We start from the raw sequence: 19538 nt of genomic DNA, 5'->3' as shown, positions 1-19538 counted from the left end.
CCCACCCGCTCCCCGCCACCGAAGCCCCGCACCGCCGGCCCCCACCCCGCGACCACGCCGACCACCTCGTGCCCGGGCGTCACGCCCGGCCGGTGGACCGGAAGATCACCCTCGGTGACATGCAGATCGGTACGGCACACCCCGCACGTCCGCACCCGCACCAGCAGCTCGTCGTCCCCCGGCACCGGAACCGGCTTCTCCACCAGCCGCAGCGCCCCCGTCCCGACCGGCCCCGGCTCGATCACCGACCACGCGCGCATCGTCCCGTCCGCCATACCGTGTCCCGTCCGCCGGCCGGCCGCCCTCCACCCCAGTCTGGAACGGAACCGGGCATTCGGCGCGCGACCCGACTCCCCGGTGACTAGCGTATGAATCCGGACAACTCACCGATCCGGGAGAGGGCCGCAGCCATGGCCGTGAAACCTGAAGGAACCCCCGTCTGGGCCGACGCGATGTTCACCGACCTGGAGGGCGCCAAGAGCTTCTACGGCGACGTCCTCGGCTGGACCTTCGGCGAGGAGTCGTCGGAGTACGGCAACTACACGCAGGCCTACGCGAACGGCAAGGCGGCGGCCGCCGTCGTCCCGCCCATGCCGGGCCAGGAGGGACAGTCGCAGTGGTGCCTCTACCTCGCGTCCCCCGACGCCGCCGCGACCGCCGCCAGGATCCGTGAGAACGGTGGCGAGATCCTGATGGAGCCGATGGAGGTCGGAGACTTCGGCAGCATGTGCCTGGCCCGCGACCCCGGCGGCGTCGTCTTCGGGGTGTGGCAGGCCGGCACCCACGAGGGCTTCGACGCCGACGTGCGGGAACCCGGAGCCTTCTGCTGGGCGGAGGTCTTCACTCGCGCACCGGAGAAGTCCGACACCTTCTTCCCCGCCGTCTTCGGCTACGGGCAGCGGCAGATGCAGGACGACATGATCGACTTCCGGCTCTACACCCTCGGCGAGACCATGGCCCTGGGCCGGATGAGGATGACCGACGACTTCCCGCCCGAGGTCCCGCCCTACATCAACGTCTACTTCAACGTCCCCGACTGCGACGACACCGTCGCCAAGGCCACCAAGCTCGGCGCCGTCCTGCGCTTCGGCCCGATGAGCAGCCCCTTCGGCCGGTTCGCCGCGCTGAGCGACCCCCAGGGCGCGAACTTCTCCGTGATCGACACCAGCACCACCGAGGGCGACATGCCGGAGCTCACCGACGTCTCCTGACCGGCTCCGTGACTCCGCGAGAGGCGCACGGCCCACGCATGGCATGATCGGCACATGCTGGAACGTGTTGTGGCCGCGTGCGACGGGGCTTCGAAGGGAAACCCCGGGCCCGCGGCCTGGGCCTGGGTCATCGCCGACGAGACGGAGACCCCGGCCCGCTGGGAGGCGGGGCCGCTCGGCAGGGCCACCAACAACGTCGCGGAACTCACCGCACTGGAACGCCTGCTCACGGCGACCGACCCCGGCGTACCGCTGGAGATCCGCATGGACTCGCAGTACGCCATGAAGGCCGTCACCACCTGGCTGCCCGGCTGGAAGCGCAACGGCTGGAAGACGTCGGCCGGCAAGCCGGTCGCCAACCAGGACCTGGTCGTGCGGATCGACGAACTGCTCGACGGTCGCACCGTCGAGTTCCGCTACGTTCCCGCCCACCAGGTCGACGGCGACCCGCTCAACGACTTCGCCGACCGCGCCGCCAGCCAGGCCGCCGTCGTCCAGGAGCCCGCGGGCAGCGGCCTCGGCTCCCCGCAGCCGCCGCCCTCCCCGGACACCCCGTCGGCCAAGGCCCCGCGCCGCAAGTCCGCGGCGCCCCGGAAGAACGGCAGCTCCTCGCGCACCATCAAGGCCAAGTTCCCCGGCCGCTGCCTGTGCGGCCGCGGCTACGCGGCGGGCGAGCCCATCGCCAAGAACCCCAAGGGCTGGGGTCACCCGGAGTGCCGTACCGCGGAGGCCTGACCGGCGAGCCCTACGCGGCTCAGGCCGCGTCGAACGTGTAGTGCGCGGTGTGGTCCAGCAGGTCGGCCGGGCGCACGTCGTTCCACGGCTTCAACGTGTCGCCCAGATCGACCACGTTCGGCGTCCCGGCCGCCGGCAGATAGCCGGAGCCGGGGTGCCGTCTCTGCCAGTCCGCCCACAGCTTGTCGATGTAGGCGTGGTGCAGCCAGAACACCGGGTCGTTCGGCGACACGCCGGTCGCCATCTGTCCGCCGACCCAGACATGGACCCGGTTGTGCAGATTGACGCCGCGCCAGCCTTCGAGGTGGTTGCGGAAGCCGTCCGACCCGCTGTTCCAGGGCGCCATGTCGTAGACCGGCATGGCGAGCACGGACTCCACCTCGGCCCGGGTCGGCAACTCCCGTACGGCGGCACCGAGCGAGCGGCGCAGGAACGTACGGCCGTCGACGCGCACATTGATCGGCCAGTTGCCGGCCGACGCCGCGAACGGCCCGTCCATCACCTGTCCGTCGCGGCTGCGTCCGGTGCCGCCGAGGAAGTCGGGCGCCCACAGCGAGGACCGTATGGAGCGGTCGGTGCTCCAGTCCCAGTACGGCAGCGCCACCGAGGCGTCCACCGCCTGCAAGGCGCGCTCGAACTCCAGCAGGAATCTGCGGTGCCAGGGCAGGAAGGACGGTGAGCGGTGGCCGACGCGCTCACCGTTGTCGGTGTCACCGACGATGAAGGCGTTGTGCGTGGTGACGAACGCGTCGTAGCGGCCGCTGCGCTTCAGCTCCAGAAGGGCGGCGACGAACCGGCGCTTCTCGTCGGGGGTCAGCAGGGCCTGGTTCTTGCGGACGGTCATGGTAGAGCGTGCTCCAAGGTGCGGGTGCGGAAGGTCAGTTGGCGGGGAAGGGCAGCAGCTCGGCGCCCTGTAGCTCGTCCACGGCGGCACGGGCCGCGGCGCGCGGGGTGGGGACCGGGTCGTAGTGGCTGACGACGCTGATCCAGCTGCCGTCGGCGTTGCGCATCACATGCAGCTCCACCCCGTCGACGAACACCGCGTATCCGCCACCGTGATGGTGGTGTCCGCCGCCCGAGGACGGCCCGCCCTTTATCCGGCGGCCCTTGTAGACCTCGTCGAAGGACGGCAGGGCGTGGTGGTCGGGTGCCGCCGCGGACGCGGTGAGGGCGGTGACCGCGGGGACACCGGCGGCGGTGGCGAGGACGGCCGCGGCGGTGAGGGCGCTGCGACGGCTGAGTTCCGGCATGCGGACCTCCTGGGTTCGTTCGGTTGACGACTCCGCATGCCTATCCGGCCGGATGAGAGGGGGAGAAATCGGTCGGGAGTGGTTGGCTCCGATCCGGACAAGTGCTCACATGTCATGCAAGATTGAACCAAGATGATCTTGCTGGGTGCGGCGACCGTGAACCACCGGAACGGGGAATTCCTTCTCCTGGCGATGGCGTTTCGGCTGATCCTTCGCGGACGGGCGGGGAGTGAGTGGTCCGTCTCACCGGGCGAAACTGGCGCGATCCCGAATGTCGCGGCCGCAGGCCTCCGCCTTGCTACTCTGCGGAGTGATATGACCGTTTTAGACCATTTCTAGGGGTGCGTGTGAAGGTCGCCTGCATCGGTGGCGGGCCCGCCGGCCTGTATCTCTCGATCCTGCTGAAGCTGCGGGATCCGTCCCACGACATCACCGTCTACGAACGCGGCCCGGAGGGCTCCACCTACGGCTGGGGCGTCACCTACTGGCGCGGACTGCTCGACAAGCTGTGCGAACACGACCCCGTGTCCGCCCGCACCATCGAGGACAGCTCGGTCCGCTGGAGCGAGGGCGTCGCCCATGTCCGGGGCCGCACGACCCGCCGGCCCGGCGACGCGGGCTACGGCATCGGCCGCCACCGGCTGCTGGAGATCCTCGCCGAACGCGCCCGCTCACTGGACGTACGGCTGAGGTTCGAGCAGGAGATCACACCGGGGAACCTGCCCACCGCCGACCTGATCGTGGCCAGCGACGGCGTCCACAGCGCCCTGCGCACCCGGTACGCCGACCACTTCGGTACGGACAGCAGATCCGGCCGCAACCGCTACATCTGGCTCGGCACCACCAAGAACTTCGAGGCCTTCACCTTCTCCTTCGTCGAGTCCGGCCACGGCTGGATCTGGTGCTACGGCTACGGCTTCGGCCCCGACGCCGGCACCTTCGTCGTCGAATGCGCCCCCGAGACCTGGACCGGCCTCGGCTTCGACACCGCCTCCGAGGCCGAAGCCCTGGCCGTGCTGGAGAAGGTCTTCGCCGGCGTCCTCGACGGCCACCCCCTCATGGGCCGCTCCGGCGCCGACGGCAAGGCGCAGTGGCAGACCTTCCGCACCCTGACCAACCGCACCTGGTACCGAGACAACCTCGTCCTGCTGGGCGACGCCGCCCACACCACCCACTACTCCATCGGTGCCGGCACCACCCTCGCCGTGGAGGACGCCGCCGCCCTCGCCGGAGCGCTGCACGAGCACGCCACCCTCCCGCAGGCCCTCGCCCACTACCAACAGCGGCGCCAGCAGGAGCTGTTGGCCATCCAGAGCGCGGCCCACTACAGCGCCCGCTGGTACGAGGACCTGCCGCGCTACATCCATCTGCCCCCGCAGCAGATGTTCGCCCTGCTCGGCCAGCGCCACTCGCCCCTGCTGCCCCATGTCCCGCCGCAGCTGTACTACCGGCTCGACCGGGCGGCCGGACAGTCGCAGGCCTGGCGGCGCCTGAAGCAGTGGATCGGGGTGAAGGTGGCGCGCACCGTGCATGCCAGGACCCTGGCCGCCCGCGAGTGAGCGCACCTCACCGCAGCAGACGGTCGAGGAACGCGTTGCCGAACACGCCGTGCGGGTCGAGCCGGTCCAGCACCGCACGGGCCTCGCCCCACGCCTCCTCCCCGAAGGTGCCGGGCACCACCGCGCCCAGCACCTCGCCGTCGCTCCAGGCCGCCGCCCGCGTATAGGCCCAGCCCTTGGACCATTCGACCCGCGTCATGGCGTACTCGCCGTCGAAGGTGCGCAGCAGGAACCGCTCCATCTGGCTGAGGAACGCCTCCGCGTGCGGTGTGCCCGGCAGCGTCAGGATGTTCAGCCACACGGCGGTGTCCCACTCCGGCCGGTCACCGCGCGGCGCGAGCGCCGACAGCAGCGGGGGCCGCGCCCCCTCCACACCGACGTCCGCCGGCTCGTCGAGCCCCGTCACCCGGATCTCCACCGACCCGTTGACCGGGAACTGCCCCCGGTCGGCGTACGCCGAGAGCCGCTCCCGGTAGAAGGCCGTGAACTCGGCGACCACCCGCTGCACCTGATCCCGGCCGGTCAGCACCGAGTAGCCGTTCGTGGCGATCCTCAGCGTCGTCGGCCGCAGATACAGCAGCGTGTTCTTCGACGGCCCCCAGATGTCCGCCGACAGCGTCGCCACCAGCCCGAGCGCGGCCACGTCGTACTGCGCGTTGCCCAGCACCGGCGCCAGATACCACGCCCCGTCCGACACCATCCGTCCCACCAGATCCGCGACCGGCGTCGGGACGCTGTCGGAGAACGGATAGTTGTACGGCGTCCTGACATGCCGTGAGGTCAGCGGCCGGGTGGGGGAGACGCTCCACACCTTCAACCAGGGGAACTCGGTGAAGGCGAACCAGATCGCCTCGACACGCCCGGCCCGGTCGAGGAAGCCCGCGAGGGTGCGTCCCTCGGCGCCGGGCGCGGCGAAGAGCTCGTCGGCCGGGATGTCCGTACGGCTGACACACCTCAGGTTGCTGTTCGCGCCCACCCGCAGCACCACCTCGGTGACCAGGGCGCGGCCCAGATGGGTGAGCAGCGCGGCGCAGTCCGCCTCGTCACGGTCGTACGTCCGCAGCACGTACGCGCCACCGCCCTCGTCCCAGACGACGGCCGTCAGCGACAGCACGAGATTGCTCAGCGAGCCGTACGTGTGCCCGGCCGGCCGCTCCTCGCCCCGCGCCGGTACGGCGGTGCCGTGCGCGTCGACGGCCAGGGCGCCGCCCAGGGTGAGGTTGCCGGGCGCGGGCGCGGCGGTGACACCCAGGCCCCGCTCCTCCAGATAGGTGAGCAGGGCCTCCAGGGTGACGCCGGTGCCGGCGCGCACGGAGGTCGGCGACTCCTGGGACAGGCCGGTCAGACCGGAGGCGGTGTCGACGAGGAGAACCGGCGCGTCAGACGCCGTGTCCGGCGTGATCGTCAGCGGTGACCAGCCGTGCGAGGAACCCCGCGCACGGACTCTCCGACCGTGCCGCCACGCCCAGTTGACGACGTCCAGTACCTGCTCCGGGCCGTCCGGGGCGCAGGCCCACAGGCCGTCGGCGGTGATCTCGCCGACCCAGTTGCGATACGCGGAGCGGTACAACGCCACGTCCGTCGGGAAGTCCGGCAACTCCTCGGCGGCGACGGCCGGATCCGCCGGGAGAAGAGTCGGTGCGGCAGCCAGGGCGGCGGCACGGAGGAAGCCCCTGCGGCTGAAGTCGTCGTTCACGGGCTCACGCTAGGGACCGGCTTGACAGCCGCCGTGGGCCCGTCGACACGATTCACCCGTGTGAGTGATGGATTCACAGGTAACGCGGCGGAGGGGGCCGTTCCGCGCACGGGGATGAGCAATGACACACTGACGCCATGGACGAGCGTGTAATCGGTAGGTCGGGTCAGCGGGCATCCGTCGTCGGTCTGGGGACGTGGCAGCTGGGAGCCGACTGGGGAGACGTCGACGACAAGGAAGCCCAGGCGGTGCTGGAGGCCGCGGTCGAGTCGGGGGTGACCTTCTTCGACACCGCCGACGTGTACGGCGACGGGCGCAGCGAGCAGACCATCGCCGCCTTCCTGCGTGGCAGGCCCGAGCTGGACATCTTCGTGGCGACCAAGATGGGCCGCCGCGTCGACCAGATCCCCGAGAACTACGTTCTCGACAACTTCCGCGCCTGGAACGACCGTTCGCGGCGCAACCTCGGCGTGGACCGCCTCGACCTGGTCCAGCTGCACTGCCCGCCGACGCCCGTCTACTCCACGGACGAGGTGTTCGACGCCCTGGACACCCTGGTCGCGGAGGAGCGCATCGCCCACTACGGCGTCAGCGTGGAGACGTGCGAGGAGGCGCTGACCGCGATCAGCCGGCCGGGTGTCGCGAGCGTGCAGATCATCCTCAACCCGTTCCGCATGAAGCCGCTGCACGAGGTGCTGCCCGCCGCCGAGAAGGCGGGCGTCGGCATCATCGCGCGCGTGCCGCTGGCCTCCGGCCTGCTGTCGGGCAAGTACACCAAGGACACCGTCTTCCCCGCGAACGACCACCGCACCTACAACCGGCACGGCGAGTCCTTCGACCAGGGCGAGACCTTCTCCGGCGTCGACTACGAGTCGGGCGTCGAGGCCGCCGTAGAGTTCGCCGCCCTCACCCCCGAGGGCTTCACACCGGCCCAGCTGGCGCTGCGCTGGATCATCCAGCAGCCCGGCGTGACCACCGTGATCCCGGGCGCCCGCTCGCCCGAGCAGGCCCGTGCCAACGCGGCCGCCGCGGCGCTGCCGCAGCTGTCCGAGGACACGCTCGCAGCCGTCCGGGACCTCTACGACCGGCGGATCAAGGACCAGGTGGAGAGCCGCTGGTAGTCGGGTACGGCGCCGGGGTGGTCCCCGGCGCCGCACAGTTTGGGCGGGACACGCCGGGGTTACCCGTAGCCGCATGACCGAGCGGGTGCGGCGGACGGGCCGTGACGAGAGCGAGGACGAGCGGGCCGACCGCATGTGGGGCGAGCTCCTCCAGGAGGTCCGCGTCGCCCAGATGGGCGTTCAGATCCTGTTCGGCTTCCTGCTCACGGTCGTCTTCACCCCGAAGTACGCCACCCTCGGCGACACGGACCAGACGATCTACATCGTGACGGTCGTGCTGGGTGCCACCGCCACCGGAGCCATGATCGGCCCGGTCTCCCTGCACCGACTGGTGTCCGGGCGGCGCATCAAGCCGCAGGCCGTGACGTGGGCCTCCCGGCTGACCCTCGTCGGGCTGATCCTGCTGCTGGCCACGACGGCGTCCTCGCTCCTGCTGATCCTCAGGGTCGCCACCCACGACGGCTACGTCCCCCTGCTCGTCACCGGCGTGGTCGCCTGGTACCTGCTGTGCTGGTTCGTGCTCCCGCTGTGGACGCGCCGCCGCTACACGGAGTGAGCGGCGGCGCGAACGAGGCATGAGCGGGGCTACTGCTCCCGTGCCGGGCCCGACTGCGCCCCGCGCAGCGCCGTGATGCACGTGGAGATGGCCTGCTGGAGCTCCTCCAGCCGCTGCACCATGTCGTCCTCGACGAACTCCTGCACATCGTCGAAGGTCAGCTCCTCGAAGACCTTCGTCGCCTTCTGCAGGCTGCTGTAGAACTTCGTCCGCCGCTCCTGCACCCGCAGCTCGGGGTCGGCCTCCACGGTCTCGGCGACGAGGGTCTTCATGGTGTCGTAGGCCTCGGTGGCCCACTCGCCGGTGTCCTCGTCGTCCTCCAGCTCCTCGATGAGGGACAGATGCCGCTCGGCCTCCTGGCGCACGTCCACCGGAGCGTCGAGGGTCTGCCCGGCCGGGGTCTTGATCTGGCCGGACTCGGCGATCTGCCGGACGTAGCCGATCCGGTCGGCCGCGCGGCTCTCCGTGGCGACGGCCTTCTTCAGGTCGTCGGTGCGTACGACGTCCCGCGCCAACTCGGCCTGGAGGTCCGGGTCCTCGCGGACGCGGTCGAGGAGCGCCTGGCGGGCCGCGCGGGCGGTGGAGGGGTCGGCGAGGATCGCGGCACGCAGCGCCGTGGGGTTCTCGGCGACCTCCAGGGCCTTCGTCGGGCGGATGCCCTCGGCCTCGGCGGCCTCCGAGATGGCGGTGCCCCGCTCGGAGGTGGCGCTGTTACGGGAGACGTAGTAGCCGAGCCACACGTCGGCGTCGGGCAGCTCCACCTCCTGGCCCGGCGCGAGGGCCTCGAAGTGCGGGACGAGACCGTCGTCGGCGGCCCGGTCCCAGGCCTTGTAGTAGCGCATGACACGGTCGGGCGAGCAGCCGGCGAGCTCGGCGAACTCCTTCGCCGACACCTTCGGCGTCTCGTCCGCGCCCTGCCCACCGGGCCGTACGCTGCGCGCCACCATCAGGCCGAAGGCCCACCCTCCGGTCCGCGCGTAGACCCCGAACTCGCGGGCGTCGCGGGCGACGAGGTCGGACAGCGGGGCCTGGGGCGAGGGGGACGTCTCGGGCGGGACGAACGCCAGTGTCACGGAAGACTCTCCTGTTGGGGCTGCTCGGACGGCAGAAGTGCAGACCCGCAGCTTATGGCACCCGCGCGGTCAGCCGAGCGCGTCCCGCAGCGCCGGCAGCAGCGTCTTCTCCGCCCAGTCGAGGTACGGCAGCTGGGTGTCGCCGCCGATCTGCACCAGGGCGATCTCGGTGAAGCCCGCCTCGGCGTACGGGCGTACGGCCTCGACGAAGGCGTCCGGGTCGTCGCCGCACGGAATCGAGCCGGCGACGTCGTCCGGGGTGACGAACTGGGTCGCCGCCTCGAAGGAGTCCGGGTGCGGCAGCTCCGAGTTGACCTTCCAGCCGCCGGCGAACCAGCGGAACTGGGAGTGGGCACGCTCGACCGCGGTGTCCCGGTCGGTGTCGAAGCACACCGGCAACTGCCCCACACGCGGCTTGCCCGCGCCGCCGTGCCGGTCGAACGCAGCCAGCAGCTGGGCCTTGGGTTCCGTGGCGATCACCAGGTCGCCGAGCCTGCCCGCGAGCTCGCACGACTGGTCACCGGAGACGGCGACTCCGACGGGCGGCGGCTGGTCCGGCAGATCCCACAGCTGGGCCGACTCCACGTCGAAGTGCGTGCCGCGACGGTTCACATGACCGCCCGCGAACAGCGCCCGGATGATCTCCAGCGCCTCCTGAAGCATCTCGTGCCGCACATCCACGGCCGGCCAACCGCCGCCCACCACATGCTCGTTGAGGTTCTCGCCCGAGCCGATCCCCAGCCGGAACCGGCCCTGCGACAGCAACTGCATCGTCGCCGCCTTCTGCGCGACGACGGCCGGGTGGTAGCGGAACGTCGGACACGTCACATAGGTCATCAGCGGAATCCGCGAGGTGGCCTGGGCCGCCGCGCCCAGCACACTCCACGCGTACGGCGAGTGACCCTGCGAACGCAGCCACGGAAAGTAGTGGTCCGAGGTCACGGAGAAGTCGAAACCGACCTCCTCGGCGCGGACCAGATGGTCCACCAGCTCACGGGGGCCGGCCTGCTCGGTCATCATCGTGTATCCGATCTGCACCATGGGGGCCGAGTCCCCGGACAAGGGTGGTGGAAACGGTACGCAAGGGACGGGAAGCCTCGGGCCGATCAGAACAGCCCTGGCTCCGTGCCGCGGAAAACCCCTCGGTCCCGCCCGGGGATCGGGAGAGGATGCCCGTATGTCTGCCCGTCCGCTGCCCTCCAGCGCCCCCGCCGCCCAGGGCGTCGACGCCTCCGGTGTCCTCGCCTTCCTCGACGCCCTCGACGCCGCCCCCGACATCGAGCCGCACAGCCTGATGATCCTGCGGCACGACCGTCTCGTCGCGTCCGGCTGGTGGGCGCCGTACACCCCCGAGCGCCCCCACCTGCTCTACTCGATCAGCAAGAGCTTCACCGCGACCGCCGCCGGGATCGCCGCCGGTGAGGGGCTGATACGGCTCGACGACCCGGTGATCTCGTACTTCCCGGAGTTCGAGGCCGACATCACCGATCCGCGCAGCCGCGCCATGCTGGTGCGGCACGTGGCGTCCATGGCCAGCGGGCACGAGAGCGACGCCCTCTTCGAGGCCCGCGACCGCGACCGCGAGGACCTCGTCCGCGGATTCCTGCTGGTACCGCCGCAGCGCGACCCGGGGACCGTCTTCGCCTACAACCAGCCCGCCACGCTCACCCTCGCCGCGATCGTCCAGCGCGCGAGCGGCCAGTCGCTCATCGAATATCTCCGGCCCCGTCTGCTGGACCCGCTCGGCATCGGCGAGGTCGCCTGGCTGCGCGACCGCAAGGGCCGCGAGCTCGGCTTCAGCGGGCTGCACGCCACCACCGACGCGCTCGCCCGGCTCGGCCTGCTGTATCTGCGCGGCGGAGTGTGGGAGGGCGAGCGGCTGCTGCCCGAGTGGTGGGTGGCCGAGGCCACGCGCCCCCAGATCCCGAACGCCGACGGCATGGTCGGCGACGACTGGCGGCAGGGGTACGGCTTCAAGTTCTGGATGTCCCGGCACGGCTACCGCGGTGACGGCGCGTACGGTCAGTTCTGTGTGGTGCTGCCCGAGCAGGACGCCGTGATCGCGACGACCGCGGACACCCCGGACATGCAGGCCCTGCTGAACCTGGTCTGGGAGCATCTGCTGCCCGCGTTCCGGCCCGCGCCCCTGCCCGGCGCCGAGGAGACGGACGCGGCCCTGGCGCAGCGGCTGGCAGGTCTCGCGCTGCCGCCCGCCACGGGCGAGGCCGCACCGCCCGAAGGGGCCGAGGCCTGGTCCGCCGCCGCGTTCACGCCGGACGGCGGAGTCTGCGGGCACCTCCCCAAGCTGACCGCGGTCGGCCTCACGCGGGACGCGGACGGCTGGGCCCTGACGCTCACCGAGGACGGGCACCCGCTGCGGCTGCCGCTCGGCGACACCGGCTGGAGCGTCACCGCAGAGCCGGTGCCCACGGCGGTGAGCGGCGGCTGGACCGACGCCGACACCCTCGTCGTGGACGTCGCCTTCCTGGAGACCCCGCACCACCTGGACGTGACGTGCTCGCTCAAGGACCGTACGTTCACGGCGCGTTGGCGCACGGAGCCGCTGCACAGCCGGCCGCTGCGGGCGATGTGCGCTCCGCGCGCCTCGGCGTGATCAGCTCTGGGAGACCTTGAAGGTCCGCAGGACGACGTCGAGGGCCTCGCGGTTGTCGGGGTCGTCCCAGTCGTCCTCCGGGGTCGTCCAGCGCAGGGAGTAGCCCCGGTGGTCCCCGATCAGGAAGCCCCGGCCGAGGGTACGCACATGGGTGCCGTCCTTCTCCGAGAGCCACTGCATGTCGGCGGCCTCGTACCCCTGGTACGTGGTCGCCTCGATGTCGCCGATCCGCTCGAACCCGGCCTGCTGCTCCAGCAGGGGCTGGACGTCGTCGCGCCAGACGGCGACCGGGTCCGGACCGAGGGCCTCGCTGTAGGTGACCGCGAGCTTGCGCGGATCGCCGTCGGCGCTGAAGGTCACCCGGTACGCCACGTCCCCGGCCCGCTGGGTGCGCACCGCCGTCCAGCCCTCGGGCAGGGCGACGGAGAAGCCGTCCGGTGACTTGTACGTCGTGTAGCCGGGAGGCAGATCCGCCGTGCCCGAGGGCGAGGCGGTGGGCGTCGCCGGCTCCGTCGGCTCCTTCGTGGGGGAGGCGCTCGGTGTGGTGGGAGTCGGTGTGGCGGGAGTCGGGGACTGGGCGGTCGGCGCCCCCGCGGAGGTGGACGGGCCCGGTGCCGTGCCCGCCGCCGAGGAACCCGAGTCGTCGGGGCGTTGGCTGGTGACCACGAGGACCGCCGCGGCGACCGTGACGACGGCCAGGGCGGTGCCGACGACCATGGCACGTCTGCTCCAGCCGGGCGCCACGACGCCCCGGCCCCGCAGCCGCGGCGTCGTGGGGAGCGGAGTCTCGGGGTCCTCGTTGAGGACGCGGACGAACGCGTCACGGACCACTGGCCGGCTCAGGCGCTCCCGGGAGTCCTTGCGCAGCAGCCCCTGCACGGCCTGGGTGAGCGGCCCGGCCCGCACCGGGGCGCGCAGCGGAAGCCGGTCCACGCCCTTCAACGTGGCCTCGGGCCGGTCACGTTCACGGTACGGCGGACGCCCCTCGACCATCGTGTAGAGGATCGCGCCGAGCGCCCACAGATCGGACGCCGGGCCGATGCGCTCGTCGCGGGCCTGTTCCGGTGCGGCGTACGACGGTGCTGCGACCCGGGGCGCGAGCGTGGCGCCGGCCAGCCCGAAGCCGGTGACCACGACCGAACCCTCGTCGCGCACGAACACCTGGCCCGGGCTCAGCTCGCCGTGCGTGATGCCCGCGACATGCGCGGCCTCCAGCACGTCGAGCAGTTCCAGGCCGATGCGGGCCGCCCGCACATGGTTGAACGCGCCCTGCTGGGTGAGGAGTTCACCGAGCGGGGTGCCGTCGATCCACTCGGTGACGATCCACAGGCTCCCGGCCTCCTCGATCGCGTCCACGACCCTGGCGACCGAGCCCGGGCGCAGCAGCCCGATCCGCTCGGACGTGCGCAGGATGCGCGAGGTGGCCCGGCGCCCGGCGTCCCCCGCGGCAGAGCCGCTGTCGGATGCGGCCGGGTCGTCGGGAAGCCCGATCTGGGTGAGCAGGCACGGGCGTTCGGTCTCCGTGTCCTCGCCGTAGTAGCTGACGCGATTGACCTCGCGATGGACGACATCGACGAGCCGATACCTTCCGGCGACCGACTCGGCTGTGGAGACGCGCGCCTTGACCATGGCCATCCCTCGCTGAACCCCCGGGTCTCATTTCTCACAGGAAGTACGAGAACCGAGACGGGAAGCGTTCAACGAAATCCCCAACCGAAGGGCGGTTCTTTTCATTTGCTTCTGACGCATGAGTAAGCTGACGAAAAGTTAAGGGAATTGAGCGAGAACGCTTCGACGAGGACCCGAGTTTTCACAGATCGCGTCGGACCAGGAAGTCGAGCAGCGACCGCAGGTCCCCGACGGCGCCCGCCTCCAACGGCACATCGGCCAGAGCCGCCTCCACGGCTGTCACCTGACGCCGTGCCTCCGCGAGCGCGGCCGAGCGACCGCCCGCCGCTTCGATCAGCGCGGCCACCTCACCGGGATCCGCGGCGCCCGACTCCAGCAGCCCGGCGAGCCGAAGCGCGGCCGGCGAGTCGAGCGCAGCCAGCACCGGGAACGTCTTCTTGCGCTCGCGCAGATCGCCGTACACCGGTTTGCCGGTGACCTCGGGATCGCCCCAGATCCCCAGCAGGTCGTCCACCACCTGGAAGGCGATGCCCAGATGCCGACCGGCACGGTCGAGGGCGGTGACCGTCGCGGGCGGCGCGCCGCCGAGCAGGGCGCCCAGCGCGGCGGCGCAGCCCAGCAGGGCGCCCGTCTTGTGCTCGGCCATCGCCCGGTACTCGTCCGGCCGCACACGCTCCGGTCCCGTCCAGGGACGCGTCGCGAACAGCAGGTCGTCGGCCTGTCCGCGCACCAGGTCCTGCAAGGCCACGGACAGCAGCCGTACCGCCCGCGGGTCCGCCGGGGCCGTCGCGAGCGTCTCGACGGCCAGCGCGAACAGCGCGTCACCCGCGAGGACGGCCGGCCCGGTGCCGTACGCCTGCCACACGGTGGGACGGCCACGCCGGGACGTGTCGCCGTCCATGATGTCGTCGTGCAGCAGGGAGAAGGCGTGCACCAGCTCCACCGCGACCGCCACGGGCACCGCGACCCGCCCGGGCGCCCCGGCCGCTTCGGCGCCGAGTACGGCCAGGGCCTGCCGGATGCCCTTCCCGCCGGAGGCGGCGGCCGGCGCGCCGCCCACCTCGCACCAGCCGAGGGAGTACGCGGCCATCTCGCCGACCCATGGATGGGTGCGGCCCACGGCCTCGCGCAGCGCGGGCCGCACCAGTGCGCGGCAGCGGTCGAGGACGTGGCGGGCGTCGGTAGGCGCCTGTACCGCCGGCGCCTGTACCGCGGAGGGGAACGTCGTCACCGTACGGCCACCGCCCCGGCACTCCCCACGGCGGTCGGCGCGGCGCCGAACTCCTGTTGCGCCCGCGCCACCATCTCCCGGGCGTGCCGCAGCCCGATCCGCTCCAACACTTCGGCCAGCTCGGCCAGTTCGGCGGCGGTCTCGGCACCGTCGCGCCCCAGCCGGGCCCGGGACTTGACCAGCCCCAGCCGGGACAGCGCCTCCCCGCGTGGCTCGCTCATGGCGCGGAACTCCGCGAGCGCCTGCTCGTACAGGTCCCGGGCCTCGACGTAACGCCCCGCGCGGTACAGGACGTTGCCGCGCATCTTGTGGTTGTAGGCCAGCGCGCTGGACAGCTTCATCGCACGGCAGCCGGTCTCCGCCTCGGACAGCAGCTGAAGCGCCCGCTCGGTGTCGCCGTCGCGCACGGAGACGATGTCGGCGAGCCCGCGCAGTGCCCAGGCGTGGCCACGCCGGTCCTCGGCGCGCGCGGCGATCTCGGCCGCCTCCTCGAACAGGGCGTACGCCGTGTCGTACGAGCCGGTGTTGCGATGGATCTGGGCGATGCCCTCCAGCGCCCACACGGTGTGCCGTGCCTCGCCGCGTCGCCGTGCCTCGGCCAGCAGTTGCTCGTGCAGCCGGCGGACGGCCTCGTAGTCACCCTGGATGCGGCCGGTCTCCGCCAGACCGGCCAGCGAGTAGCCGCGTACGACGATGTCGCCGCCGCGCTCGCCGAGGTCGGCCGCGAGCTGAAGCAGCCGCCTGGCCAGCGGGAACGCGCCGCGCTGCCGGGCCAGCGTGCCGCCGCTCCACAGGGCCCAGGCCATCGCCGCGGTGTCACCGGCCGCCCGGGCGGCGCGGTAGCTCGCCTTCCAGGCCCGCTCCGCGTCCCCGACCTGTCCGAGACGCCGGTGTGCCTCGGCGACCGCGAGCCCAGAGCGCGCCGCCTCGCCGTGCTGCCCGGCCCGCTCGGCCGCTCTCAACTGCTCGGTGCCGGCGGCCAGTACGTCGGTCAGCGAGGAGTTCACGGACAGCTTGGTCAGGGAGCCCTGGTACTCCGGGGCGAATGCCTTGCCGTACATCGATGCCTCTCGATCGATATACACGCCGTCTCTACTCTGTGTGTATAGATGGTGCGTATACGTCACGGGTATACGCGGCGTGTATAGAGCGTTGAAAACCGGCCCTGGCCGGAAAGCGCGGCCAGGGCTTCACCTGTTGTCGATCAAGACGTCGGCAGGGCGGGCAGGGTTGCCCGTGAGGCGCAGATCACCTCACGGGGATCGCATCAGTGCTGCTGGGCCTTCTGCGGCGTCGCCTCGCTAGGCCGTACGACCACATGGCCCTGACCCTCCAGCATCAGCTGCACGGCCTCCCCGGAACCGCCCCGCAGCATCGAGCCGAGGGACTGCGAACGGTGCAGCGAGGTGTTCAGCCCGGCGGTCCAGCCGACCACCGCGTCCGTGTCCACGTACACCGGGTACTGCGGCGAGACCGGGATGACGAGCGGGTTGCCCTCACACACCAGCCCGAGCTTGCCGTGCCCCGAGAAGACGCTGTTGAACAGACCGCCACCGGTGATGCCGGCGCCCTTCACCGTCGCTATCCGGTACGACAACGAGGCGTCGAAACACAGGACGTTGCGGCCGTTGACCGTGAACTCGTCGCCGGGGTCGACGTCGATGACGAAGCAGTTCTGCGCCTCGTGCGCGAACCAGGCCTCGCCCTGACCGCGCACCGCCATCAGCGGCAGCCCCTCACCGGTCACGGCCCGCTTGAGCATGCCGCCCACGCCCTGGCCCTTGCGCTCGAACTGGAGGTTGCCGCGGTAGGCGACCATCGCGCCCTGACGGGCGTGCATCTCGCCGTTCACCGCGTACTTGATGCATTTGGCGTTCTCGATCGTCATGCCCGGCGCCGTGGCGGGCTGGACCATGTGCTCGCTGGAAAAGAGGTCACCCTTCATGGGGGCATCCTGTCCCGGACTGTCCCCTTCCGCCTAGATCGCGGCGTGTCGCCGTCCATGAAGGGTCGGCCATGGCCGGTCAGCCGCCGAAGAGTTGGGTCCAGTAGGTGCCGGCCGGGCCGCCGCCCGCGAAGCCGATCCCTATGTGGGTGAAGTCGCGCTTGAGGATGTTGGCGCGATGGCCCGGGCTGTTCATCCAGCCCTCCACGACCTCGCCGGGGGAGCGCTGGCCGCACGCGATGTTCTCGCCGATCGCGCGCATCCGGGAGCCCGCGGCGGACGCCCGGTCCCAGGGCTGGGTGCCCTCGGGCGAGGTGTGGGAGTAGAAGGCGCGGGCCGCCATGTCGGCGCTGTAGGCCTGCGCGGCGGTGGTGAGCGTGGGGTCGACGGACAGGGGGTGCAGTCCGGCCCGGGCCCGCTCCCGGTTGGTGAGGTCGACGACCTCGGCCGCGGTGCGCGGCAGATCGCCCGGCGTGAGCGGCCTGGCCCACAGCGCCGTCCAGTACGTGTCTCCCGAGCGGCCGCCGGTGGCGTACGCGAGGGCGGCGTGGGTGAAGGCCGGGTCGTGCAGGGTGCGGCGGGGTTGTTCGGTGCGCAGGCAGTAGGCGATGAACTCGGCGGGGGTGCGGGGGCCGGAGACCAGGTGCTCGCCGACGGTGAGATACGCGTACCCCGCGCCGGTGATGCGCTGGTACACGGAGACACCGTCACTGCCCTCCACGCCGAGCCGTCCTGCCGCTGCCATGGCGGAGGCGTGGGCCTGGGCGGCGGAGGCGAGGCGGGCGTCGAGAGTGACGGGCGGTGAACCGGCGGCGGCACGGGCGGAGTTGGCCGGGCCGAGGAAGCCGTCGCGGTCGGGAAGCGGGGCGTGCGGGGCGTGCTGCGGGGCGGTGACGGCGGACAGGGTGTGCATCGTCGGCCGTGCGGTCGGCATCGGCGGAGCGCCGGGCACGGAGGCGACGGTGGGCGCGGCGGAACCCGAGGGCGGGGGAGGGGCCGGTGTCCGCCGGACCGGAGACGGCGTCGCGTCCTCGACGACGTCCACCCCGAAGTCGCGCGCGAGCCCCGCCAGCCCGTCCGCGTACCCCTGCCCGAGGGCGCGCAGCTTCCAGCCGCCGCCACGCCGGTAGAGCTCCGCGAGCAGCAGCACCGTCTCCTGCCGGGGGCGCGGCGGGGCGAACCGGGCGACGGGGCGGCCGCCGGAGCCGGAGACCTGGAGCACGGGGGCGGGCAGCCGGCCCAGGGGAGTGCCGGGGTCGGCGGGGCTGACCACCACCGTGACCCGCGTCGCGCCCGAGCGCAGGCGCGGCGGGTCGACGGTCAGCGTGTCGCCGTGCAGCCGGGCGCCCGGCGCGGACGGCTGGTTGTAGAACACGAAGTCGGCGTCGCCCCGGACCTTGCCGCTGTCGTCGGTGACGAGCGCGGACACGTCGAAGGGGCCGGGCACCCGGACGGTCACGCCGCCGCCCGGGAGGGGCAGATTGCCCCCGGGAACCAACTCGCTCATCGGGCCGCCCTGGTGGTGGTTCGAGATCCGGTTTCGACATCCCGTTTCGAGATCCGGTGACGATGTCCGCAGAACGCGTACCGGATCGCGAGGGTTCCCGGCCCGGGCGCGCCCTCAGTTCGTGTCGGTTTCCAGCGTGATTCCCGGTGCGACGTCCTCGTGGCCTTCGACGGGCGCGGGTGCCCGCCCCGACTTCTTCGCCCGCTTGCCGCAGAACGCCGACTCCAGCGTGGTCAGCATCGTGTTGTGCAGCGCGCCGTTGTTGGAGGCGTTGGCGAGCGCGGCCAGGCTGCGCTTGCCGTCCTTCGACGCGAACGCGTACGTGTAGTAGCCCTGGACGGCGCCCGTGTGGCCGTACACGGACACCCCGCACGACAGGTCCCGGCGCCGCAGCCCGAGCCCGTACGCCTGTGTGCTGCCCGCGGGCACCCACCGCTGCATCTGGGCCAACTGCGCCTTGGAGGTCAGCCGGCCGCCCAGCAGCGCCGAAAGGAACGTGTTGAGGTCCCGTGTGCTGGAGATGACGGCGCCCGCGCTCTGCGCCCAGGACACCGTCTGCTCGGTGGCGTCGACCAGCGCCGCGCCCGCCGCGTCCGGAGTGAGATAGCCGCGGGTGTGCCGACCGGGGATCTTCTTGCCGGGGTGCACGTAGAACGTGTCGGTCAGTTCCAGTGGTTCGATGATCCGGTTCCGGTACTCGGTCCGCACCGGGTGCCCGGTGAGCTTCTCGATGAGCATTCCGGCGACGACGAAGTTGGTGTTGGAGTAGGAGTACGCGCCGCCGGGCTTGGTGGTCCGTGGCTTGCCCAGGGACCGGTTGACCAGTTGCCGGTAGGTGAAGACCTTGCCGCGGACCGCCTCGAAGCCGGGAACCGTCCGCGCGAACATGTCGTTGGTGTAGTCGTACAGGCCGCTGCGGTGGCTGAGGACATGGCGCACCGTGATGCGGTCGTCCGGCAGCAGTCCCGGAAGGTAGCGGTTGACCGGGGCGTCGAGCTTCAGTTTCTTCTCGTCGGCCAGCTGCAGCAGGACGACCGCCGAGAAGACCTTGGTGACACTGCCGATGCGGAACCGGTCGGCGTTGCTGATCGCGCGCCGGGTCCTGCGGTCGGCCACACCGACGGCCGCCCAGTGGACCGAGCCGCGGTCGTCGAGGCGGGCGATGGCGCCGGGCGCGCCCTGTCGCCGCGCCGTGCGCAGGACGTTCCACACGCCGGTGACGTCGGGGGCGGGCAGGGCTCCCGCCTTGGCGTCGGACTGAGCGTCGGACTGGGCGTCGACCGCGGTGACGCCGGGTTTCCCGACCCCGGACACGGCGTGTGCGGGCGCTGTCAGGAGCGACACCAGGGCCGTCGCCACCGCCGTACCCCTGACCACCGTTGCTGAGACCATCCGGCTTCCTCCCGTTTCT

At 71.7% G+C, this 19538-nt stretch carries 18 protein-coding genes; 6 read left to right on the top strand and 12 right to left on the bottom strand.

All coding sequences use genetic code 11. The features are described from left to right. Nucleotides 1-275, bottom strand: a 275-nt coding sequence (locus L0P92_RS10810; RefSeq protein WP_372497233.1) for an alcohol dehydrogenase catalytic domain-containing protein, incomplete at its 3' end; no start/stop codon positions are given. Nucleotides 276-410: 135 nt separating this feature from the next. Between L0P92_RS10810 and L0P92_RS10805 the strand changes: the two genes are divergently transcribed. Continuing rightward, entirely contained in the window at nucleotides 411-1211 is an 801-nt protein-coding gene (locus L0P92_RS10805) for a VOC family protein (RefSeq protein WP_234762321.1), read from the top strand. 54 nt (nucleotides 1212-1265) lie between these two features. Beyond that, nucleotides 1266-1946 (top strand): ribonuclease H family protein, encoded by a 681-nt coding sequence (locus tag L0P92_RS10800; protein WP_234762320.1) that lies wholly within the window; start codon nucleotides 1266-1268, stop codon nucleotides 1944-1946. Between the two features lie 19 nt (nucleotides 1947-1965). On the opposite strand, the gene melC2 is transcribed toward L0P92_RS10800, so the two are convergent. Together melC2 and melC1 are read right to left on the bottom strand one after the other, a co-directional pair. After that, entirely contained in the window at nucleotides 1966-2790 is an 825-nt protein-coding gene (gene melC2 / locus L0P92_RS10795) for a tyrosinase MelC2 (protein WP_234762319.1), read from the bottom strand. A 34-nt stretch (nucleotides 2791-2824) separates the two neighbouring features. Then, the gene (gene melC1, locus L0P92_RS10790) at nucleotides 2825-3196 is read right to left on the bottom strand and encodes an apotyrosinase chaperone MelC1 (protein WP_234762318.1); all 372 of its coding nucleotides are present in this window, start codon (nucleotides 3194-3196) and stop codon (nucleotides 2825-2827) included. Between the two features lie 341 nt (nucleotides 3197-3537). Here melC1 and L0P92_RS10785 point away from each other — a divergent pair, with 341 nt between their 5' ends. Beyond that, nucleotides 3538-4755 (top strand): FAD-dependent monooxygenase, encoded by a 1218-nt coding sequence (locus L0P92_RS10785; protein WP_234762317.1) that lies wholly within the window; start codon nucleotides 3538-3540, stop codon nucleotides 4753-4755. Nucleotides 4756-4762: 7 nt separating this feature from the next. On the opposite strand, the gene L0P92_RS10780 is transcribed toward L0P92_RS10785, so the two are convergent. Then, complete coding sequence (locus tag L0P92_RS10780; protein WP_234762316.1) at nucleotides 4763-6451, bottom strand: cholesterol oxidase substrate-binding domain-containing protein; 1689 nt, start codon at nucleotides 6449-6451, stop codon at nucleotides 4763-4765. Nucleotides 6452-6588: 137 nt separating this feature from the next. Between L0P92_RS10780 and L0P92_RS10775 the strand changes: the two genes are divergently transcribed. Then, complete coding sequence (locus tag L0P92_RS10775) at nucleotides 6589-7572, top strand: aldo/keto reductase (RefSeq protein WP_234762315.1); 984 nt, start codon at nucleotides 6589-6591, stop codon at nucleotides 7570-7572. Nucleotides 7573-7645: 73 nt separating this feature from the next. Further along, on the top strand, nucleotides 7646-8128 hold the full coding sequence (locus tag L0P92_RS10770) for a DUF6328 family protein (RefSeq protein ID WP_234762314.1): 483 nt from the start codon (nucleotides 7646-7648) through the stop codon (nucleotides 8126-8128). Nucleotides 8129-8157: 29 nt separating this feature from the next. Here the strand turns inward: L0P92_RS10770 and L0P92_RS10765 are convergent, their stop codons facing one another. Together L0P92_RS10765 and L0P92_RS10760 are read right to left on the bottom strand one after the other, a co-directional pair. Further along, nucleotides 8158-9201: a hypothetical protein gene (locus tag L0P92_RS10765; protein ID WP_234762313.1), complete on the bottom strand. Its 1044-nt coding sequence runs from the start codon at nucleotides 9199-9201 to the stop codon at nucleotides 8158-8160. A gap of 69 nt (nucleotides 9202-9270) precedes the next feature. After that, a complete protein-coding gene (locus tag L0P92_RS10760; protein ID WP_234762312.1) occupies nucleotides 9271-10242 on the bottom strand; it encodes an LLM class F420-dependent oxidoreductase in 972 nt (323 codons plus the stop codon). Between the two features lie 136 nt (nucleotides 10243-10378). Here L0P92_RS10760 and L0P92_RS10755 point away from each other — a divergent pair, with 136 nt between their 5' ends. After that, nucleotides 10379-11815, top strand: a complete 1437-nt coding sequence (locus L0P92_RS10755; protein ID WP_234762311.1) for a serine hydrolase domain-containing protein — start codon at nucleotides 10379-10381, stop codon at nucleotides 11813-11815. On the opposite strand, the gene L0P92_RS10750 is transcribed toward L0P92_RS10755, so the two are convergent. The 6 genes from L0P92_RS10750 to L0P92_RS10725 form a co-directional block, all read right to left on the bottom strand. After that, complete coding sequence (locus L0P92_RS10750) at nucleotides 11816-13450, bottom strand: serine/threonine protein kinase (RefSeq protein ID WP_234762310.1); 1635 nt, start codon at nucleotides 13448-13450, stop codon at nucleotides 11816-11818. 175 nt (nucleotides 13451-13625) lie between these two features. Beyond that, nucleotides 13626-14675, bottom strand: a complete 1050-nt coding sequence (locus tag L0P92_RS10745; protein ID WP_234762309.1) for a polyprenyl synthetase family protein — start codon at nucleotides 14673-14675, stop codon at nucleotides 13626-13628. Then, complete coding sequence (locus tag L0P92_RS10740; RefSeq protein WP_234762326.1) at nucleotides 14672-15736, bottom strand: tetratricopeptide repeat protein; 1065 nt, start codon at nucleotides 15734-15736, stop codon at nucleotides 14672-14674. Before L0P92_RS10740 ends, L0P92_RS10745 begins: the two co-directional genes overlap by 4 nt. A gap of 206 nt (nucleotides 15737-15942) precedes the next feature. After that, nucleotides 15943-16620: an AIM24 family protein gene (locus L0P92_RS10735; RefSeq protein WP_234762308.1), complete on the bottom strand. Its 678-nt coding sequence runs from the start codon at nucleotides 16618-16620 to the stop codon at nucleotides 15943-15945. A 79-nt stretch (nucleotides 16621-16699) separates the two neighbouring features. Continuing rightward, nucleotides 16700-18127, bottom strand: a complete 1428-nt coding sequence (locus L0P92_RS10730) for a CAP domain-containing protein (RefSeq protein ID WP_234762307.1) — start codon at nucleotides 18125-18127, stop codon at nucleotides 16700-16702. Nucleotides 18128-18241: 114 nt separating this feature from the next. Then, nucleotides 18242-19519, bottom strand: coding sequence for a serine hydrolase domain-containing protein (locus tag L0P92_RS10725; RefSeq protein WP_234762306.1), 1278 nt, complete (start codon nucleotides 19517-19519; stop codon nucleotides 18242-18244). Nucleotides 19520-19538: the final 19 nt, after the last annotated feature.

Source organism: Streptomyces muensis (genome assembly GCF_021474425.1).
GTDB lineage: Bacteria > Actinomycetota > Actinomycetes > Streptomycetales > Streptomycetaceae > Streptomyces > Streptomyces muensis.
The sequence above is the reverse complement of the archived record's forward strand: the minus strand, read 5'-3'. Positions and strand labels throughout refer to the sequence as shown.